The sequence below is a fragment of the Roseofilum sp. Guam genome (assembly GCF_017746735.1).
Lineage (GTDB): Bacteria > Cyanobacteriota > Cyanobacteriia > Cyanobacteriales > Desertifilaceae > Roseofilum > Roseofilum reptotaenium.
In genome coordinates this window covers 83200-97785 of sequence record NZ_JAGHZN010000017.1, presented here as the reverse complement: position 1 = coordinate 97785, position 14586 = coordinate 83200, and the positions used below count along the sequence as shown (strand labels likewise).

At 45.3% G+C, this 14586-nt stretch carries 15 protein-coding genes; 4 read left to right on the top strand and 11 right to left on the bottom strand.

Annotation, left to right across the window (positions count from 1 at the left end; all coding sequences use genetic code 11):
* Positions 1-22: 22 nt before the first annotated feature.
* The gene (locus J7529_RS08365; RefSeq protein WP_413038846.1) at positions 23-1141 is read right to left on the bottom strand and encodes an aldo/keto reductase; all 1119 of its coding nucleotides are present in this window, start codon (positions 1139-1141) and stop codon (positions 23-25) included.
* Between the two features lie 116 nt (positions 1142-1257).
* Positions 1258-1764 carry a bifunctional nuclease family protein gene (locus tag J7529_RS08360; protein WP_271942256.1) on the bottom strand — a complete coding sequence of 169 codons (507 nt, stop codon included), beginning with the start codon at positions 1762-1764 and terminating at the stop codon, positions 1258-1260.
* A 230-nt stretch (positions 1765-1994) separates the two neighbouring features.
* Between J7529_RS08360 and J7529_RS08355 the strand changes: the two genes are divergently transcribed.
* Positions 1995-2669: a riboflavin synthase gene (locus J7529_RS08355; protein ID WP_318728608.1), complete on the top strand. Its 675-nt coding sequence runs from the start codon at positions 1995-1997 to the stop codon at positions 2667-2669.
* A gap of 145 nt (positions 2670-2814) precedes the next feature.
* Here the strand turns inward: J7529_RS08355 and J7529_RS08350 are convergent, their stop codons facing one another.
* The 3 genes from J7529_RS08350 to J7529_RS08340 are packed head-to-tail and all read right to left on the bottom strand — an operon-like array spanning position 2815 to position 5559.
* On the bottom strand, positions 2815-4275 hold the full coding sequence (locus J7529_RS08350; protein WP_318728607.1) for a peptidoglycan DD-metalloendopeptidase family protein: 1461 nt from the start codon (positions 4273-4275) through the stop codon (positions 2815-2817).
* Positions 4276-4335: 60 nt separating this feature from the next.
* Positions 4336-5166: a biotin--[acetyl-CoA-carboxylase] ligase gene (locus tag J7529_RS08345; RefSeq protein WP_318728606.1), complete on the bottom strand. Its 831-nt coding sequence runs from the start codon at positions 5164-5166 to the stop codon at positions 4336-4338.
* Between the two features lie 39 nt (positions 5167-5205).
* Positions 5206-5559 carry a DUF705 domain-containing protein gene (locus tag J7529_RS08340; protein WP_318728605.1) on the bottom strand — a complete coding sequence of 118 codons (354 nt, stop codon included), beginning with the start codon at positions 5557-5559 and terminating at the stop codon, positions 5206-5208.
* A 207-nt stretch (positions 5560-5766) separates the two neighbouring features.
* Here J7529_RS08340 and J7529_RS08335 point away from each other — a divergent pair, with 207 nt between their 5' ends.
* Together J7529_RS08335 and pgeF are read left to right on the top strand one after the other, a co-directional pair.
* Positions 5767-6117, top strand: a complete 351-nt coding sequence (locus J7529_RS08335; protein WP_318728604.1) for a XisI protein — start codon at positions 5767-5769, stop codon at positions 6115-6117.
* 314 nt (positions 6118-6431) lie between these two features.
* Positions 6432-7205 carry a peptidoglycan editing factor PgeF gene (gene pgeF, locus J7529_RS08330; protein WP_318728603.1) on the top strand — a complete coding sequence of 258 codons (774 nt, stop codon included), beginning with the start codon at positions 6432-6434 and terminating at the stop codon, positions 7203-7205.
* 55 nt (positions 7206-7260) lie between these two features.
* Here pgeF and J7529_RS08325 read toward each other — a convergent pair whose 3' ends face one another.
* The 4 genes from J7529_RS08325 to pgl form a co-directional block, all read right to left on the bottom strand.
* Entirely contained in the window at positions 7261-7689 is a 429-nt protein-coding gene (locus tag J7529_RS08325; protein WP_271942239.1) for an FHA domain-containing protein, read from the bottom strand.
* Positions 7690-8337: 648 nt separating this feature from the next.
* Complete coding sequence (locus J7529_RS08320; protein ID WP_318728602.1) at positions 8338-8745, bottom strand: FHA domain-containing protein; 408 nt, start codon at positions 8743-8745, stop codon at positions 8338-8340.
* Positions 8746-8821: 76 nt separating this feature from the next.
* Positions 8822-9496, bottom strand: coding sequence for an FHA domain-containing protein (locus tag J7529_RS08315; RefSeq protein ID WP_318728601.1), 675 nt, complete (start codon positions 9494-9496; stop codon positions 8822-8824).
* A 63-nt stretch (positions 9497-9559) separates the two neighbouring features.
* Positions 9560-10282 (bottom strand): 6-phosphogluconolactonase, encoded by a 723-nt coding sequence (gene pgl / locus J7529_RS08310; RefSeq protein WP_271942233.1) that lies wholly within the window; start codon positions 10280-10282, stop codon positions 9560-9562.
* On the opposite strand from pgl, the gene J7529_RS08305 reads away from it, so the two are divergent.
* Positions 10269-10961, top strand: a complete 693-nt coding sequence (locus J7529_RS08305; RefSeq protein WP_318728600.1) for a TIGR04282 family arsenosugar biosynthesis glycosyltransferase — start codon at positions 10269-10271, stop codon at positions 10959-10961. The genes pgl and J7529_RS08305 overlap by 14 nt on opposite strands.
* 29 nt (positions 10962-10990) lie before the next feature.
* Here the strand turns inward: J7529_RS08305 and J7529_RS08300 are convergent, their stop codons facing one another.
* Positions 10991-11224 carry a TIGR02450 family Trp-rich protein gene (locus tag J7529_RS08300; protein ID WP_271942228.1) on the bottom strand — a complete coding sequence of 78 codons (234 nt, stop codon included), beginning with the start codon at positions 11222-11224 and terminating at the stop codon, positions 10991-10993.
* 10 nt (positions 11225-11234) lie between these two features.
* Positions 11235-14462 (bottom strand): ATP-binding protein, encoded by a 3228-nt coding sequence (locus J7529_RS08295; RefSeq protein ID WP_318728599.1) that lies wholly within the window; start codon positions 14460-14462, stop codon positions 11235-11237.
* Between the last annotated feature and the right edge of the window lie 124 nt (positions 14463-14586).

The window sequence follows — 14586 nt, the reverse complement described above, 5'->3', positions numbered from 1 at the left end:
GTTGTTATACAGTATATAGCGCTTAATCTTCCCAAAGTCTGCGGCTTTGTTTTCCTTTGAGTAACTCATGGGTTTCATTCAAGAGTTGGGGAATGTTGAGTTGGGTGGGGCATCGGGGTAAGCATTCTCCACATTCGGTACATCGGGAGGCTTTGTTTCCGGGAAACCAATGACCGGCATTTTCAAACATGCCATAGCGATATTTTCCATACTCCACCAAGTCATAGGCAAGAGCTAAATTTCGTAGGCGTAAGACTTCCGGGATATTAATTTCTTCGGGACAGGGTAAGCATTGATAGCATTGATGACATTGGGTTTTCCCCAAGGTGTCGCTCATGTGGTGTTCTAGATGGGATAAAATCTGCTGTTCTGTTTCTGTAAGGGGACGATCGCCCATTTCTAGGAATGAGCCTAACTCTTGTACTGTAGCGGGCCCTATACTTAAGGTTGTAATCCGAGGATCGCCCAATAAAAACCGATAACTCAATTCTAGGGGTGAAAACGGTTCGCACAAGGCTTGCAGTTGAGCTGGTGGAGAATACAAGCGCCCCCCCTTATCGGCTGGAGAGATAATAAAAACCCCCATATCTAATTCATTGGCGATCGCCAACAGGGGAGCATGGCGTTGAAACGACCAATAATAATGTAAATTTACAAACTCAAATAAACCCGTTTCTAAGGTAGATTGGATTAACTCTCGGGAACCATGGGTGGAAAATCCCACATGATTTACCTTATCGTTGGCGATCGCCTCCTGCACCGCCTGCATACACCCGCGATCTCCCTGTATCCATTCCAGATGCTCCCCAGTATTAATCCCATGGATCGCCAAACAATCGATTCGTTTGACCCCCAAACGGGACAAAGACTCATCGATCCACCCTGCCATTATTTTTGGATCGGGAGTCGGTGGCACTTTAGTGGTTAAATAAACAGACTCGCGGTCTAACTGACGCAATATCGTGCCCAAATAGACTTCACTTGCACCATATCCCCTAGCCGTTTCAATATGATTGATCCCTCTTGAGAGGGCCTGTAAAACAATCTGGCCAAACCCTTCCTCCGACCCCAACGGTCGCATTGTCCCTAGGGAAAACACTGATAAATCCAGATTTGTTTTACCAAAGCGCCGATATTTCACGCTACTCACTGTTTGAACTCAACTTAGTGGACGATGATGGGAATCGAATTTTGATCATCCTCCCCATCTCCACCTCTCCGCGTCTCTGCGTTCTGGCGCCTCCGTGTCTCCGCCAGCTACTCTCCATTCACCGATCGCCCTTTACCCCGTTGGGCAAAATCTTCCGGTCGCAAACCCGATAGAAAATTGCGGAATTCTTCCCGCTCGGCATCATCCGCTTCTTGATCGACTGGAATTGAGGCATCCGCGATCACCTCTTCCATCACCCAAATGGAAGTCCCCGTTCGTAGAGCTAAGGCAATAGCATCAGAGGGCCGAGCATCAATTTCATGGACAACATCTCCTTGACGCATCGTCAGCAGGGCATAAAACGTATTATCATGGAGCGCGTGAACCACTACTCTCTCTAGGGACATCTCCCAAACTTCTAAGACATTCACCATCAAATCGTGGGTCAGGGGTCGAGGAGGTTTTTGCCTCTCCAAAGCATTAATGATTGCCCTGGCTTGGTCTTGACCAATATAAATGGGCAAGGCACGGCGCTCCGTCGTATCCTTTAATAGAACAATGGGGCTGCGCGTGCCCGCATCTAATGCAATTCCAGCAACTCTCATTTCAATCATCGGGTAAAGCCTCTAGATCACTCTCTGGCAAGGGATGCTTATCCTTGGGCTGCGTGGCTCGTAGATAAGATCGGGTGTTGTCTGGGGTTTCCTAAAGGATAAACTGATTTAGGAAACCCATATAGTATTCTCTACCTTAAAATCGATTATCCTAATTAGACCATAAGTTTATATAAAATCTGTAATCTGTCTCCTTCTCATCTTAAGCTCACTTTTCTAGAACGTTACCCGTGTTTACCGGATTAATTCAAACCTTAGGGACACTCACTCCTCTGAATGATTACCAAGTCCAAATTATCTGTTCTCCTCAAGGGAGAGGGCTAATTTTGGCGGATTTAGCCATAGGTGATAGTGTCGCAGTTGATGGCGTATGCCTGACAGTAGAAACCCTGCTTTCCCAGGGGTTTATTGCTGCTGTCTCACCAGAAACTCTTAATCGCACTACCTTGAACCATCGAGCCATGAGCCAAGTCCCTGTCAATCTCGAAACCTCTTTGAAGGTGGGGAGTAAATTAGGGGGTCACTTTGTGACAGGTCATGTGGATGGTACGGGGGAAGTTCTGTCGATTATACAGACGGCGATCGCCTGGGAAATGGTTTTTCACCTCAACACCCCCAGTCTAGCCCGCTATATTGTCCCCAAAGGCAGTATTGCCGTGAATGGGATTAGCTTAACTCTCGCTCAAGACCAGGGTGCAACCCATACGTTTAAGGTCGCGGTGATTCCCCATACTTTCGACCATACTAATTTACAGTATCTACATCCCGGAGATGTAGTCAATTTGGAGGGAGACATTTTAGGTAAATATGTGGAAGGATTATTGCGAACGCCACATGATAAACCCGAAAACCCTATTACTGCGGATTTCTTAAGCGAACATGGGTACGGGGAGATGGGGGGATAGGGAGATAGGGGGCGCTTACAAGGGAATAATTTTCATCATTAGACCTCTTGCATAAGTGGGCAGAAAACAAATGGCAATAGAGTCATCCTATTCCCTATTCCCTATTCCCTATTCCCTGACTTCTGAAAGAAGTTTGTGTCTTCTCCTACATCGGGCGAATGTTCACATAGGGCAGCTCTTCAACCGCCAGTTCCGGAGCCGGTAATTGTTGCAGTTCCTTGGCATTGCCACCAGTATAAGGAGTTGCTGAGGCCGTTTCCCAGGATTGGATAAACCGAGCTAAGGCATATTCCAACTGGGCACCAGCGTCCACGGCTACCCAACCCTCTTCTGTTTGTTCTCGCAATTCAAAATGCAGGTGGGGTCCTGTAGAATTTCCTGTGCTACCCACACTTCCAATGACCGTACCTTGTTCTACTTCTTCGCCTGGTTCAACAAATACTTCAGACAAGTGAGCGTAGAGGGTTTCTTGGGTTCCATTACTATGTTCGAGAACCACAGTTAAGCCATATCCGCCTAAGAAATTAGCGATCGCCACCCGTCCAGCCAAAGCAGCTAACACATGGGTTCCCGTAGCTGCCGCAATATCTGTACCGCTATGGAATCTCCAATCTCCATAAATCGGATGCAATCTCCAGCCAAAATGGGAGCTAACTTGAGCGGGAATCGCCAGAGGATACAATAAACTCACATTGCCATTACCCGGCAGACCCATGGGTTTTTGGGTGTTAAAATAAGACCGACCGCTCGCTGTCGTTCCCCCAACTACTGGAGCTGGAGCTGGAGCTGGTGCATACTCTTCATTGCCCGTTCCGTAGGAGGGCGCTGGCTGATAATTTTCTGGAGACCAAGCGGGAATAGGTTCAGAAGGGGCACTAGGAGCCGGAGCAGCAGCCGTATAATCCCGATATTCCGGTGCCGAAGCAGTAGGAGCGGGGTTCTCATAAACCACCACTTCCGTTGGTTCTTCATAAGCAGCCGTTGCACCTGTATCAAAATCGTTAGAAGTATCAATATAGGCACTCTCGTGAGCCGCATTCTCTTGAGCCGTCGTTGTATTTTCTGGCATCAAGTCCGAAGCAGAATAGGAAATGGGAGCCTCTTGATGGGTTTCAATCACCACTGGTACAGAAGCATCATCAAAGGTTTCTGGCTCATAGGCGGTTGGTTCGGGAGTCCATTCTGGTTCATAGGCCGCCGGTTCAGGAGTCCATTCTGGCTCATAGGCCGCCGGTTCAGGTTCAGGAGTCCATTGCGGCTCATAGGCGGCTGGTTCAGGAGTCCATTGCGGCTCATAAGCCGGTTCATATACTGGCTCATAAGCCGGTTCATATGCTGGTTCTGTCCATTCGGTTTCAGGAACCGCATCATAAGCAACCGGATCAATGGAGTCTTGTTCGTAGGCAGCGCCTCGGTTGGGAGTCCAAACCATGCTAGCACTGAGTAAACCTAAGGCCCCTAACCAACCGAGTCCTTGCATGAGCAGGGAACGGTGACAGGTGAGGCAAAATAAAGTGCGGGTATATTGGCGATCTGGGCTGGGATTGGGAGTTGGTGTTGTCTTATCCGTACTCATCTGAATTCGTTGGCGGTTAAGTGTTTTCACGATTAGTGGCTCGATCTCTATCCCATTATTGGGTCTCTGACAAGTTTTATCATATATTTCTTAACTTCTGTAGGAGTTCTTATAGCCTAATTGAATTTCGCCCGGGTTGAAGAGGACTTGGGAGGAGTTCAGATCAATACAGAGCTGACCTGTCTCTGTAATCCCTTGAATCTTGCCGTTTTGTCCCTGGATAGTGATGGGTTGCCCAACATGGGTCAGCAGTTGATTGTAGGCAGAAATGAGACCTGCTCCTTTTTTCCGATCGATCGCCTCGTATCCGGAGATTAAGCCCCTTAAGATTAGGGCTAAGAGATCTTCTAAACCGGTGAGATCGCTGGTAACCGATCGCTCCTTGAATCCTTCTTTGAGGCTAATTCCCGGCTCAGGTACTGGGTTTTCCCAATTTATCCCTACCCCAACAACGGCCTGGTGAATCTGGTTTTGATGTACGCGAGTTTCGGTGAGAATGCCGCCCACTTTTCTTTGATTAAGGATTAAGTCATTGGGCCATTTGATTTGGATGGGGAGTTGGGTTTCTGAGTGAGGTGGTTGATGATATTGACGCAGGAGGGTGGCTATTCCCCAAGCGCTACTGATGGTGAGCAGTAGCGCTTTTTCAGTAGGTAATTTAGGGGCGATCGCCCAAGACAGATACAGTCCTCCATCACCAGAAGACCACGATCTTCCCCATTGTCCTCGCCCAGCCGTTTGCCGACTGGCGATCGCCACTGTACCAGTTGGGGCCCCTTCCCTGAGCAGTTGCCACAAGGTTTGATTAGTCGATTCTAAAGTTTCAAACCAGTGGATAGGCGGCAGTGCCAGGGGTTCTAGGTTTAATTGATGGGTGATGTGTTCCCAGGTTTGGTGAATTCGGTCTTGATTCAGGCTCATTAAATTAAGGGTGAAGTCGAATATTCCGTGGTTTCGTTGTTAACTTCTAGAGGAAAGAGTCTGTTGATAAGTTTCCAATGTTTTTGAATTACAAGAGTTTGGGTGAACTTGAATAAATTGAGTCCAGTTATTGATGTCCTGATCGTCTAAAAGCATATGTGGTTTTGGAAGAAACGCTGTAAAAATTTCTGCTATTCCTAATTCTTCTGCCGTTCTTCTCGCATAATCTCCACCACCAGAACTCCAGCAATATAGAATGGCCCCTTGTGATTTAAGTTCTTGGACATGGCGGATAATTCTTGGAATTGGAATTCGTTTGCTGCCAAAGCTCCGAATCAATGTATCATCAACATCAACATATATGTAAAACGATTGGGTAGAATTGGCATACATAATAACAAAAAAAGGTATTCTTTGCAACTTTTACCAGTCTAGGGTATCACAAACCTATGAGTCAAAAACATGAAATTTCAATATTTCCTATATTAAACTATAAGTCAATATAACTTAACTCTATTTCACTAATCTTAGTTATAATTAAAACTGCTAAAATTTCATTAGACTCATTATTTTTAATGCTTAGAAGGAGGAAATTGTGCAATGGAAACACTAAAGTTAGAGAAGCTTGACAGATATGGCAGTTATATTGAAGATATTCTCAATAATTATGCTAACATTTCTTATAGTAATGCCGAAATTACGAATATCCCAATTGTGGATCGAGAGCGGCATCATTTTCTCTTAGTCAGTGAGGGATGGCAAGGGAAACGGCGAATTCATCGCACTCTGGCTCACCTGGAAATTCGCAACGAGAAAATCTGGATTCATTTTGATGGTATGGCAGAGAGTGCAGTGGAGCAATTGTTGACGGTTGGCGTTCCCAAGGAAGATATTGTTTTGGCTTTTCATCCTCCTCATGTTAGGGGACTGGGTGATTTTGCGATCGTATAGTTTTCTGATATCAGTTGTGGGCGATCTCATTAATCCATTGCACAAACATATTCATAATCTTTATCTAGTATCAGTGCTACGAATCAAGTACTGATACTCAATATTTCCAGACATTGATGGACAAAATTCTTTTGTAAAAAGGTCATCAACGATAAGTTGTCCCATGTAAACAAGCATGGGTTCTATGTTTTATGAATTGTTCAATTGTTGATCAATACTTCTGAGTTTTGATAATAGCATAGAGTTTGCGATCGTGGTAAAATAGGAGAGTAAAGCCCTCCTAGAAGGATGGGGTTTCAAACTCCAAATTTTTGATGAGTTCACTTTGGCATTGGCAGATGGCTCAAGGGTTGACCTATCTGACCTGTAGCTTACTCGACCCTTGGAAGCATGGTTTTTTTACCCGCCAGTTTGCGCCCCAAACGCCTGAATCTTTAGCGCATCTTCTAGATGAGCAGGTGCGAGTATATCGGGTGAAACAAGTCCACGGTCAACGGATTTTGACCCCTTCAGAAGTGGAAAGTTTGGGGGTTGAGCGTCCAGAAGCCGATGGTTTGTTATCGGAAAATGCCCATGATTCGGTTTGGGTGTGTTCGGCTGATTGTGTGCCGGTGTTAATGGGAGATTTAGGTACAGGACAGGTGGCAGCTCTTCATGCAGGCTGGCGCGGGACGGCAGCGGAAATTGTCCCGGAGGCGATCGCCCGTTTTCAAGCATTAGGAACGCGGCTCGAAGATCTACGAATCGCCCTAGGGCCGGCGATTTCTGGAGGAGAGTATCAGGTGGGATTAGATGTGGCTCAACAGGTAGGAAAAACTCTGATTCAAGGCAAGAGTGCCCCAGATTGGATCGAGCAGTTATCAGGAGGGAAACATCCAGTCTTGTTGCCCGACTCTGAACCCGATCGCATCCGCTTAGATGTACGTCAGGTTAATCTCAGGCAACTGCAACAATTGGGAGTCCATGCAGAACAAGTAGCGATCGCTCCCTATTGTACCTATCAAAATCAGGATTTGTTCTTTTCTTATCGGCGCGATCGACTCAAATCAGTTCAGTGGTCAGGTATCGTGAATTCAATGAAACATTAAACATCACACTTGCCCTCAAGGGAGTCTTGAGAGGCAAGTGGCTCTGAGTCATTCCTTAATCATCCGATTGCATTTGAGGGGTATTGATAAACGTACTATGTTTATCAGCTTCACTCAGTTCCGTATTCAGTTTGCGATCGCATTTTCTCACCAGCTTCGCCTTCGGATCGCTAACCCCTAGACGAATTCGCAATCTGGGCCCAGAATTGCCTAAACGGACGATCGAGCCATCCTCTAAGACATCCTGTGTGACCAACTGTTGGTTAACAAACGTACCATTTGAACCAAATCCCTTGAGATTCCAACCCTCTTCACTTGGCCATAGCTCTGCGTGATGGCGGGAGACCACAGAACTATACACTACAATGTCATTATCGTGAGAACGACCAATACGAATGGGTTCGTCTCGATCGGGTTCAAACGTCCAACTATGCATCGCTACGGGTTGAGTTGGATGCATCAAAGATATTGTAAGCGCTGGCATAAAATTATCCTGATAGAGTTTAAATTAAGCAAAACTATAGTCAACAATAGGAAAAATACAGGGACTCATTATAGATAATCATTATAACTCGACTCGACTGACTCAGGCGATCGGTTTCTATTTATTCAAATAATAAATACTCTGCTTCTCACCCCTGTATTCCAACCCATTTTGAAAGTTTGTTTCTGAAGAAAAATAGAGCTTCGTACGGGTAATGGGTAATGGGTAATTGGTAAACAGCAGAAGCTGCTGTATTCAGGATTGAATCTCGATATAAAAGCATTACTCTCTCAGAGAGAAGATTAGACATACCGCACTTTGTACCGTTATGGAGTAAACTGTTGAATTCCTAAAGCCATGTACCACAATCCCATTCCCTATTGCCTAGGCGCTTTACACTATATGTTGTTGCCTCGATCGAGCAGTTTGCTCGCCTATAGAGTACATCAAGAGCAGTTTTTAAAGGTTGCTAGAATAGCTCAAAGCGAATCAAAATATCTCAATCACTTTTTTCCGTTGCAGTGTTCCTAGCCGTTGAACTAAATAGTGCAAGTTTTGTAATTCTATATTTTTCCTTAAGTAGAATTTTTCTTTGAGTAAGATTTTCAAAAACTCGTTATTTTTTTATTATTTTCATTCCTACGATCCCTAGGGATCGATCGCTGTCGTCATTTTATTAATTTTCTCCTTAATTGCCGGTATAGATGGATCGATAGATTTTCGATCCAGAGGAGAAGAAGACGATTGCTCCTGGTCAAAATCGGTTTTAATCTGAATCTTCGGCCCAGAACGAGCCAGTCGAATCACCACTTCACCAGTAATCGGCATTTGTTCAATCCGCTGATCGTCGAGATATGTACCATTAGTTCCCAGGTTCACTACATCCCAAGATTCCTCTCCAAGACGGAGTTCCACATGGTGACGGGAAACCACCGCACTATAGAGAACGACATGATTATCTGTAGAGCGTCCAATTCGCACCAGGGATTCTTGTGTAAATTGCCAATGCTGAATGGGGGTATCTTTGAGAGGATGTAACAAGGTTAGGGTAATCACATCAGTAACAGGTAAATAACGAGGAGTAGGGGTCTGCTGTTTGTTTTCGTTGAGTTAAGGAATAATCTGGAGATAATCACAGTTCAAATACAAAGCTTACCAGATCATTTTTACCTAATGTAATGCGATCGCCTGTTTTTAAGCGATAGCGATTGCCTGGACTTAGGGGTAAGTGATTAATATAGGTTCCATTGGAACTTGCGAGATCTTCGATATAATACTCGCCGTTTTCGATGCGAATAGCAGCATGAACCCGCGAGACTACATCTGCATGGGCAAACCCAGAAACATCTATATCTGGGGGAATACGGTCATTGGGTTTCCCGATATGTAAGACCGAAAGATGATTGGATAACTCGAGTCGATCCTTGGTAGAGACATGAACCAGAGAGGCACTGGCTGATTGCAGTTCAGTTAACCGGTTGATTTTGACTGGAGTGGAGGGTTCGGCTTCCACTTCTGTGATTATGGATGATTCAGAGCTAGAGCTGGCAAGGGGTTCCGGAGTCACCAGAGGATCGGGTTCGACTAAGGGAGGAATTTCTAAGACTTCTTCCTCTGCATCAAGATCGGCAGTGGAAACAGGCGTAATTTTTAAGGCGGTTCCACATTGACCACAAAACGTGGCATCTTGCTGAACGGCTGCTCCACAGTTAGGACAAGTCGTTAGAGCAGGAAGCTCAGTATAACAAGCTTCGCACACTTGAGCGCCATCAGGGTTTTGGTGAGTACAATTTGGACAAACAATCATAGGATCAATGGAAAGGCAAGAGGCAATAGGCAATAGGAAAAAAATTGAATTCGATGTAATGATTTAAGTGTTAATTGATCCCCCTGCTGCTTCATCTAAAAGCCACCACAGCTCTCCTTTAGGGGCAATTAAACGAGAGGGATAGGCTTTGCTGTCTCCTTCCGGGGCAAAGACTTGGGTTAAAGCGTTGATTTTATTGGCTCCAGCGACTAGAAAAATGACACAGCGAGCCTCATTAATCAGAGGAACCGTAAAAGTAAGACGGGGTTGGCCATCTTTATTACCCACAGTAACCCGGCGATCGCCGACTGCTAAAGCTTCAGTATGGGGAAATAGGGAAGCTGTATGCCCATCATCCCCCATCCCTAACAAAATAATGTCGAAGGCGGGAAACTCACCAGACGACTCACCAAAAAACTGCCGTAAGTGAGTATCATGGGTTTCGGCATCCTGCTGGGGATCTTGCGCTCTGGTGGGCATGGCATGGATATTCTGTGGGGGAATAGGAACCTGATTAAGCCAGGCTTGGCGAGCCATGTTTTCATTACTATCCGGATGATCGCAGGGGACGTAGCGCTCGTCTCCCCAAAAAACGTGAATTTTGTCCCAGGGAAGAGTTTCTTTACTCAGAGCTTCATAGAGTGGCTTAGGGGTACTGCCTCCAGCGAGGGCAATGGTACTGTAGCCATGGGAGGCGATCGCCGTTTCTATTTTTTCTTTCACTAAGGCGAGGGCGCGGCTGACGAGAGCGCCTTTATCCGGTAAAACTTCTATGATTTTAGTCATGTTCCCAACAATAAAAGAGGTAAGCGTGAGCGATTTTCCCGATTTATCTTCCCCATTATCTAGCCTATGCCAACTCCTAGTCTTTACTCGATATCCAGAATTGGGTAAGGCCAAAACCCGCTTAATTCCTGCATTAGGGGTGCAGGGAGCGACGGAATTACATCGTCAACTGGCCGAATGGGCGATCGCCCAAGTACGGCAGCTACAAGATCGCCATAAAGGGGCAATACAGCTCGTGGTTTATTTTACAGGCTCAACCGTTCAGGCCATGCAGACCTGGTTAGGTGCTGATCTAGTTTATCGCAGTCAGGGACAAGGGGATCTAGGGGAAAAACTCTACAGGGCAATTGACCAGAGTTTTGCTGAAGGAATGGAGCATATCGTTGTTATCGGAACAGACTGTCCGAGTCTCACCCCAGAACTTTTTACCCAAGCCTTTCATGCTTTAGATTCCCACGATTTAGTCCTCGGCCCAGCCGCTGATGGGGGTTATTATTTAATCGGTCTATCGCGCCCCATCTCTGAATTATTTCAAAATATTCATTGGGGAACCTCAGAAGTTTTTTCCCAAACTCTCAATATTGCCCATGCTCTAGAATTATCCTATTTTCTCTTACCGGTTCTCTCCGACATTGATCGCCCAGAAGACTTACAGTGTCAATTAAAAATTAATCCTTAAAAATCATTGAGGAATCATCCCTCTCTTCCCTACTCCATTTCCTGAAGCGTTTTCCATCCCGGTTGCCATAAGGAACGGTCTTTAAGTTGGGCGGCATTTAACCAAAAGCGAACATTCGGGTCACAAGAAGCTACCATTTCCGCAAAAATAAACTTTCCTTGATTTTTGCGGTTGGTCACTTGAAAATGTCGCCATCCCCAAGTCGTTTGTTGGGCGGTCCATTTCGAGCCAACTAGGAAAGGAAATTTTTGTTTTTTAGCCATGATCTGCGGGTTAAATGGATAGAGGATATTCTTGGGTAATTAAAGCAATAATGCCTTGGTCATCAAATTCAAAGACAAACTCCATAATGCGATCGCAAAATGGGTAGTAGGTGGGATCTAATGCTCGCAGTCTAGCCACTTCTGCTTCAATCCCATCAATATATCCCACAGCCGCAGTTTTTACTAACCCTTGCAATTCTTCCTGGGGAGGGTAAACAAACTCCACTGAAGACTCTAAGGAGGGAGGCGAATTGACCTCTGGAACTTCTTCATAAATCCAGGTCAGATTTAAATACTGTTTCAATTTATGTAATAGTAACTCTATATCGACAGGTTTGGGGAGAAAATCATTGCAACCCGCCACTAAACTATTCTCCTGATCTTGCTTTAATACACTTGCTGAAGAAGCCAGAATAATCACTCGATCCTCACCACTCTGACGAAGTTGACGTACCATTTCAAATCCATCTAACTCTGGCATGACTAAATCAGTAATGATAAAATCAGGTTCCCATTGATGACAGTGTTCTAAACCCAATTGGCCATTCTCTGCTTGTGCTACTTCAAATCCGAGTGGAGATAAAACTTCGAGAATCACTTTACGATTGACAATTTTATCATCAACCACGAGGATTTTTTGGGGTTGACCAACATAACCAATGATTTTTCCTTGTTCGGTTTGAGTGGAAGAGAGCGCCCAATTTTCGGCCACTGGGACATTAATTTCAAAGCTAAATTGACTGCCGACATCGAGCTGACTTTCAACTTCAATTTGTCCTCCCATCATTTGTACAATTTGACGAGTAATGGCCAATCCCAAACCCGTGCCGTCATGTTTACGGGAACTGGCTCCTACTTGTTCAAAAGGTAAGAAAATTTTCTGGATTTGCTCAGGGGTCATACCTACACCGGTATCCCCAATTTCAAAGCGTAAGGTGGCGGTAGATGCAGGAGAAATTTCACTCAGATGAATAACAGAAAATACAATTTCTCCTTGATGGGTAAATTTGGTAGCATTCCCTAATAAATTGAGGAGGACTTGGCGTAAGCGTTTATCATCAATATCAATTCCCTGGGGTAAATTGGGATCGATGACACAGCAAAATTCCAGTCCTTTTTCTTCAGCTTGGATACGGATGACTTCAGCTACACCACTAATGAAGGAGGGAAAATAAATTTCTCTAGGGAGAAGTTCCATTTTTCTGGCTTCGATTTTGGCCAAATCTAGGACATCGTTAATCAGGGTTAGGAGATGGGAACCAGCTTCTTCAATAACCATAATTCCTTCACGTTGTTTGGGTTTGAGGTCACTCATCCGTTTCAAGATTTGGGTATAACCCAGGATACCGTTCAGGGGGGTTCGTAATTCATGGCTCATATTGGCCAAAAATTCACTTTTTGCTTGGTTAGCTTTATCAGCCGCTTCTTTGGCAGCTTTTAGGGCAATTTCGGCTTGCTGGCGATGGTATGATTCAATGGCAAGGTTAACGAGATCGCCTATAGAACGGGCGACATTTTGTTCTTCTTGAGTCCAATGGTGAGGTTGGGTGGTTTCAATGCACATTACGCCCAGGAGCGTTTGCTGTCGGCGAATGGGAATTTCTAGCATGGAATGAATTCCTAGAGGAGTGAGATAGCTCTCTTTGAGTTCCGAGGTACGCTCATCATTGCAAGCATCGTTGACAGAAATTACATTTTGGGTTTTTAGGGCTTGGGCATAGCAGGGGTACTCTTGGATAGGGAGAAGATCACCTCGGGTGTGACTTCCTAGATCGGGGATGAATAAGTCAGCACAGTACCATAGGGTACTTTCGGGTTCAATGAGCCAAATACTGGTACGGTCAACTGTGAGGATTTGGGCGATCGCCTCAGTTAATTTTGGTAAACTCTGGTTTAAGTCCCCTTGGTGTAATTGGGAATCGCCAGCGAGTTCAGATAAAACCTGGTTGTGTTGAGTGAGCAGATGAGTACGTTCGGCGACTTGCTGCTCCAGAATCTCAAGCTGATTGCCAATTTGAGCTGCCATCTCATTAAAGGTTTGGGCAAGAATGTCTAATTCTTGTATGCCTTGAACCTGTACGGAATTTCCGCGTTTCCCAGAGGCAAAGGCAGCACTGGCATCCCGGAGTTGTAATATGGGGTAAGCAATCCACCGAGAGGTCAAGAGTCCTAATCCCACAGCAAAAATCAATGCACCAATGCAGATGACAAGGATGTGCTGTTTATGGCTCTCAAGAGTGGCGTTAAAGTTAGATTCGGAGATAAAAAGCACAATCTTCCACTGTAAGCCGTAGGGGCCGACATAGGGAATAATATGGGCAAAGTAATGCTCACCATCTAAGGACAGTGTGGTTAAGGTGGGGGTGTTTAGGGCGTTTTGCTGAGTGTGTAGAAGATCGATCAGTTGACGGGTGAGGAGATCTTGACTCTGGGTAATGGGTAGGAGAGTTTGGGTGTCTGGATTAAAGGGGGTTTCTTGGGTGGAACTGGCAATAAGGTTGTTTTGGCGATCGAGAATAAGGATTTTTCCGGTTTCTCCTAGGTTAATTTGGCTCAGAAATTGACCTAGCTGATCGAGTTTGAGGGTAGTGTTGATAACGCCTTCCACTCTACCATCGGTATCAATATCAAGGGGTTGTAAGGCAGAAATTAAGAGGACAGGTTCGAGATAGGAAATATCTGGATTGCTCCAGGTTGGTTTTCCGGTCTCGACGGCTGTTAAATACCATGGTCGTTTGCGCGGATCGCGATCGCTTAATTGAGTCACTAGAGTGGTACGATTGCCTTGGTCATCGGTGTTGTAGGAGCGGAAAGTGTGGCGATCGCTAGGAGTAACGGTATTAATCACCAAAGTACCATCCGCTAGACGTTCTCCTGTTCGTTGTTCCCCTTGATTATTGGCTATAGCAGTAAAACTTAACTCTGGGACTTGTTGGATTTTTTCCCATAGATAATAATCCCATCCCTCCAGGTTTTCCACCTCTAGCAATCCTGACTTGATCGCCCCCAGATGAGAGCGATTCACCCGATGAGGAAGTTCCAAATAGGAAGATAAACGTTGTTCGACTTCGGAACCAATTTCAGTGGTTAATCGTTCTACCATCGTTTCTAACATTTCGTGGGCATTGCGAAAGGACAGCCAACTGACTAAACCCACGGCTACCATGATTTGTAGGAGAAAGGGCACGATTAATACCACTTGCAGAGGAAAGTGGAGTTTCAAGGGGAAGGATTTCATGGGACGGAGATAGATCGGGTGTGTGCTACTTTAGATGGTATCTTAATTTCCTCTATTTCCTATTCCTTAGCCCGAAGCGCTCTAAGCAATCCCTAAAATGCTCATTATGCCTTGATCTTCATGC

Excerpts from the sequence above, each read along its gene's own strand:
- J7529_RS08360 (WP_271942256.1), bottom strand. The coding sequence starts at position 1,764 with ATGATTGAAATGAGAGTTGCTGGAATTGCATTAGATGCGGGCACGCGC.
- J7529_RS08345 (WP_318728606.1), bottom strand. The coding sequence starts at position 5,166 with ATGAGCCTGAATCAAGACCGAATTCACCAAACCTGGGAACACATCACC.
- J7529_RS08340 (WP_318728605.1), bottom strand. The coding sequence starts at position 5,559 with ATGTATGCCAATTCTACCCAATCGTTTTACATATATGTTGATGTTGAT.
- J7529_RS08335 (WP_318728604.1), top strand. The coding sequence starts at position 5,767 with ATGGAAACACTAAAGTTAGAGAAGCTTGACAGATATGGCAGTTATATT.
- pgeF (WP_318728603.1), top strand. The coding sequence starts at position 6,432 with ATGAGTTCACTTTGGCATTGGCAGATGGCTCAAGGGTTGACCTATCTG.
- J7529_RS08325 (WP_271942239.1), bottom strand. The coding sequence starts at position 7,689 with ATGCCAGCGCTTACAATATCTTTGATGCATCCAACTCAACCCGTAGCG.
- J7529_RS08315 (WP_318728601.1), bottom strand. The coding sequence starts at position 9,496 with ATGATTGTTTGTCCAAATTGTACTCACCAAAACCCTGATGGCGCTCAA.
- J7529_RS08305 (WP_318728600.1), top strand. The coding sequence starts at position 10,269 with ATGATTTTAGTCATGTTCCCAACAATAAAAGAGGTAAGCGTGAGCGAT.
- pgl (WP_271942233.1), bottom strand. The coding sequence starts at position 10,282 with ATGACTAAAATCATAGAAGTTTTACCGGATAAAGGCGCTCTCGTCAGC.
- J7529_RS08300 (WP_271942228.1), bottom strand. The coding sequence starts at position 11,224 with ATGGCTAAAAAACAAAAATTTCCTTTCCTAGTTGGCTCGAAATGGACC.
- J7529_RS08295 (WP_318728599.1), bottom strand. The coding sequence starts at position 14,462 with ATGAAATCCTTCCCCTTGAAACTCCACTTTCCTCTGCAAGTGGTATTA.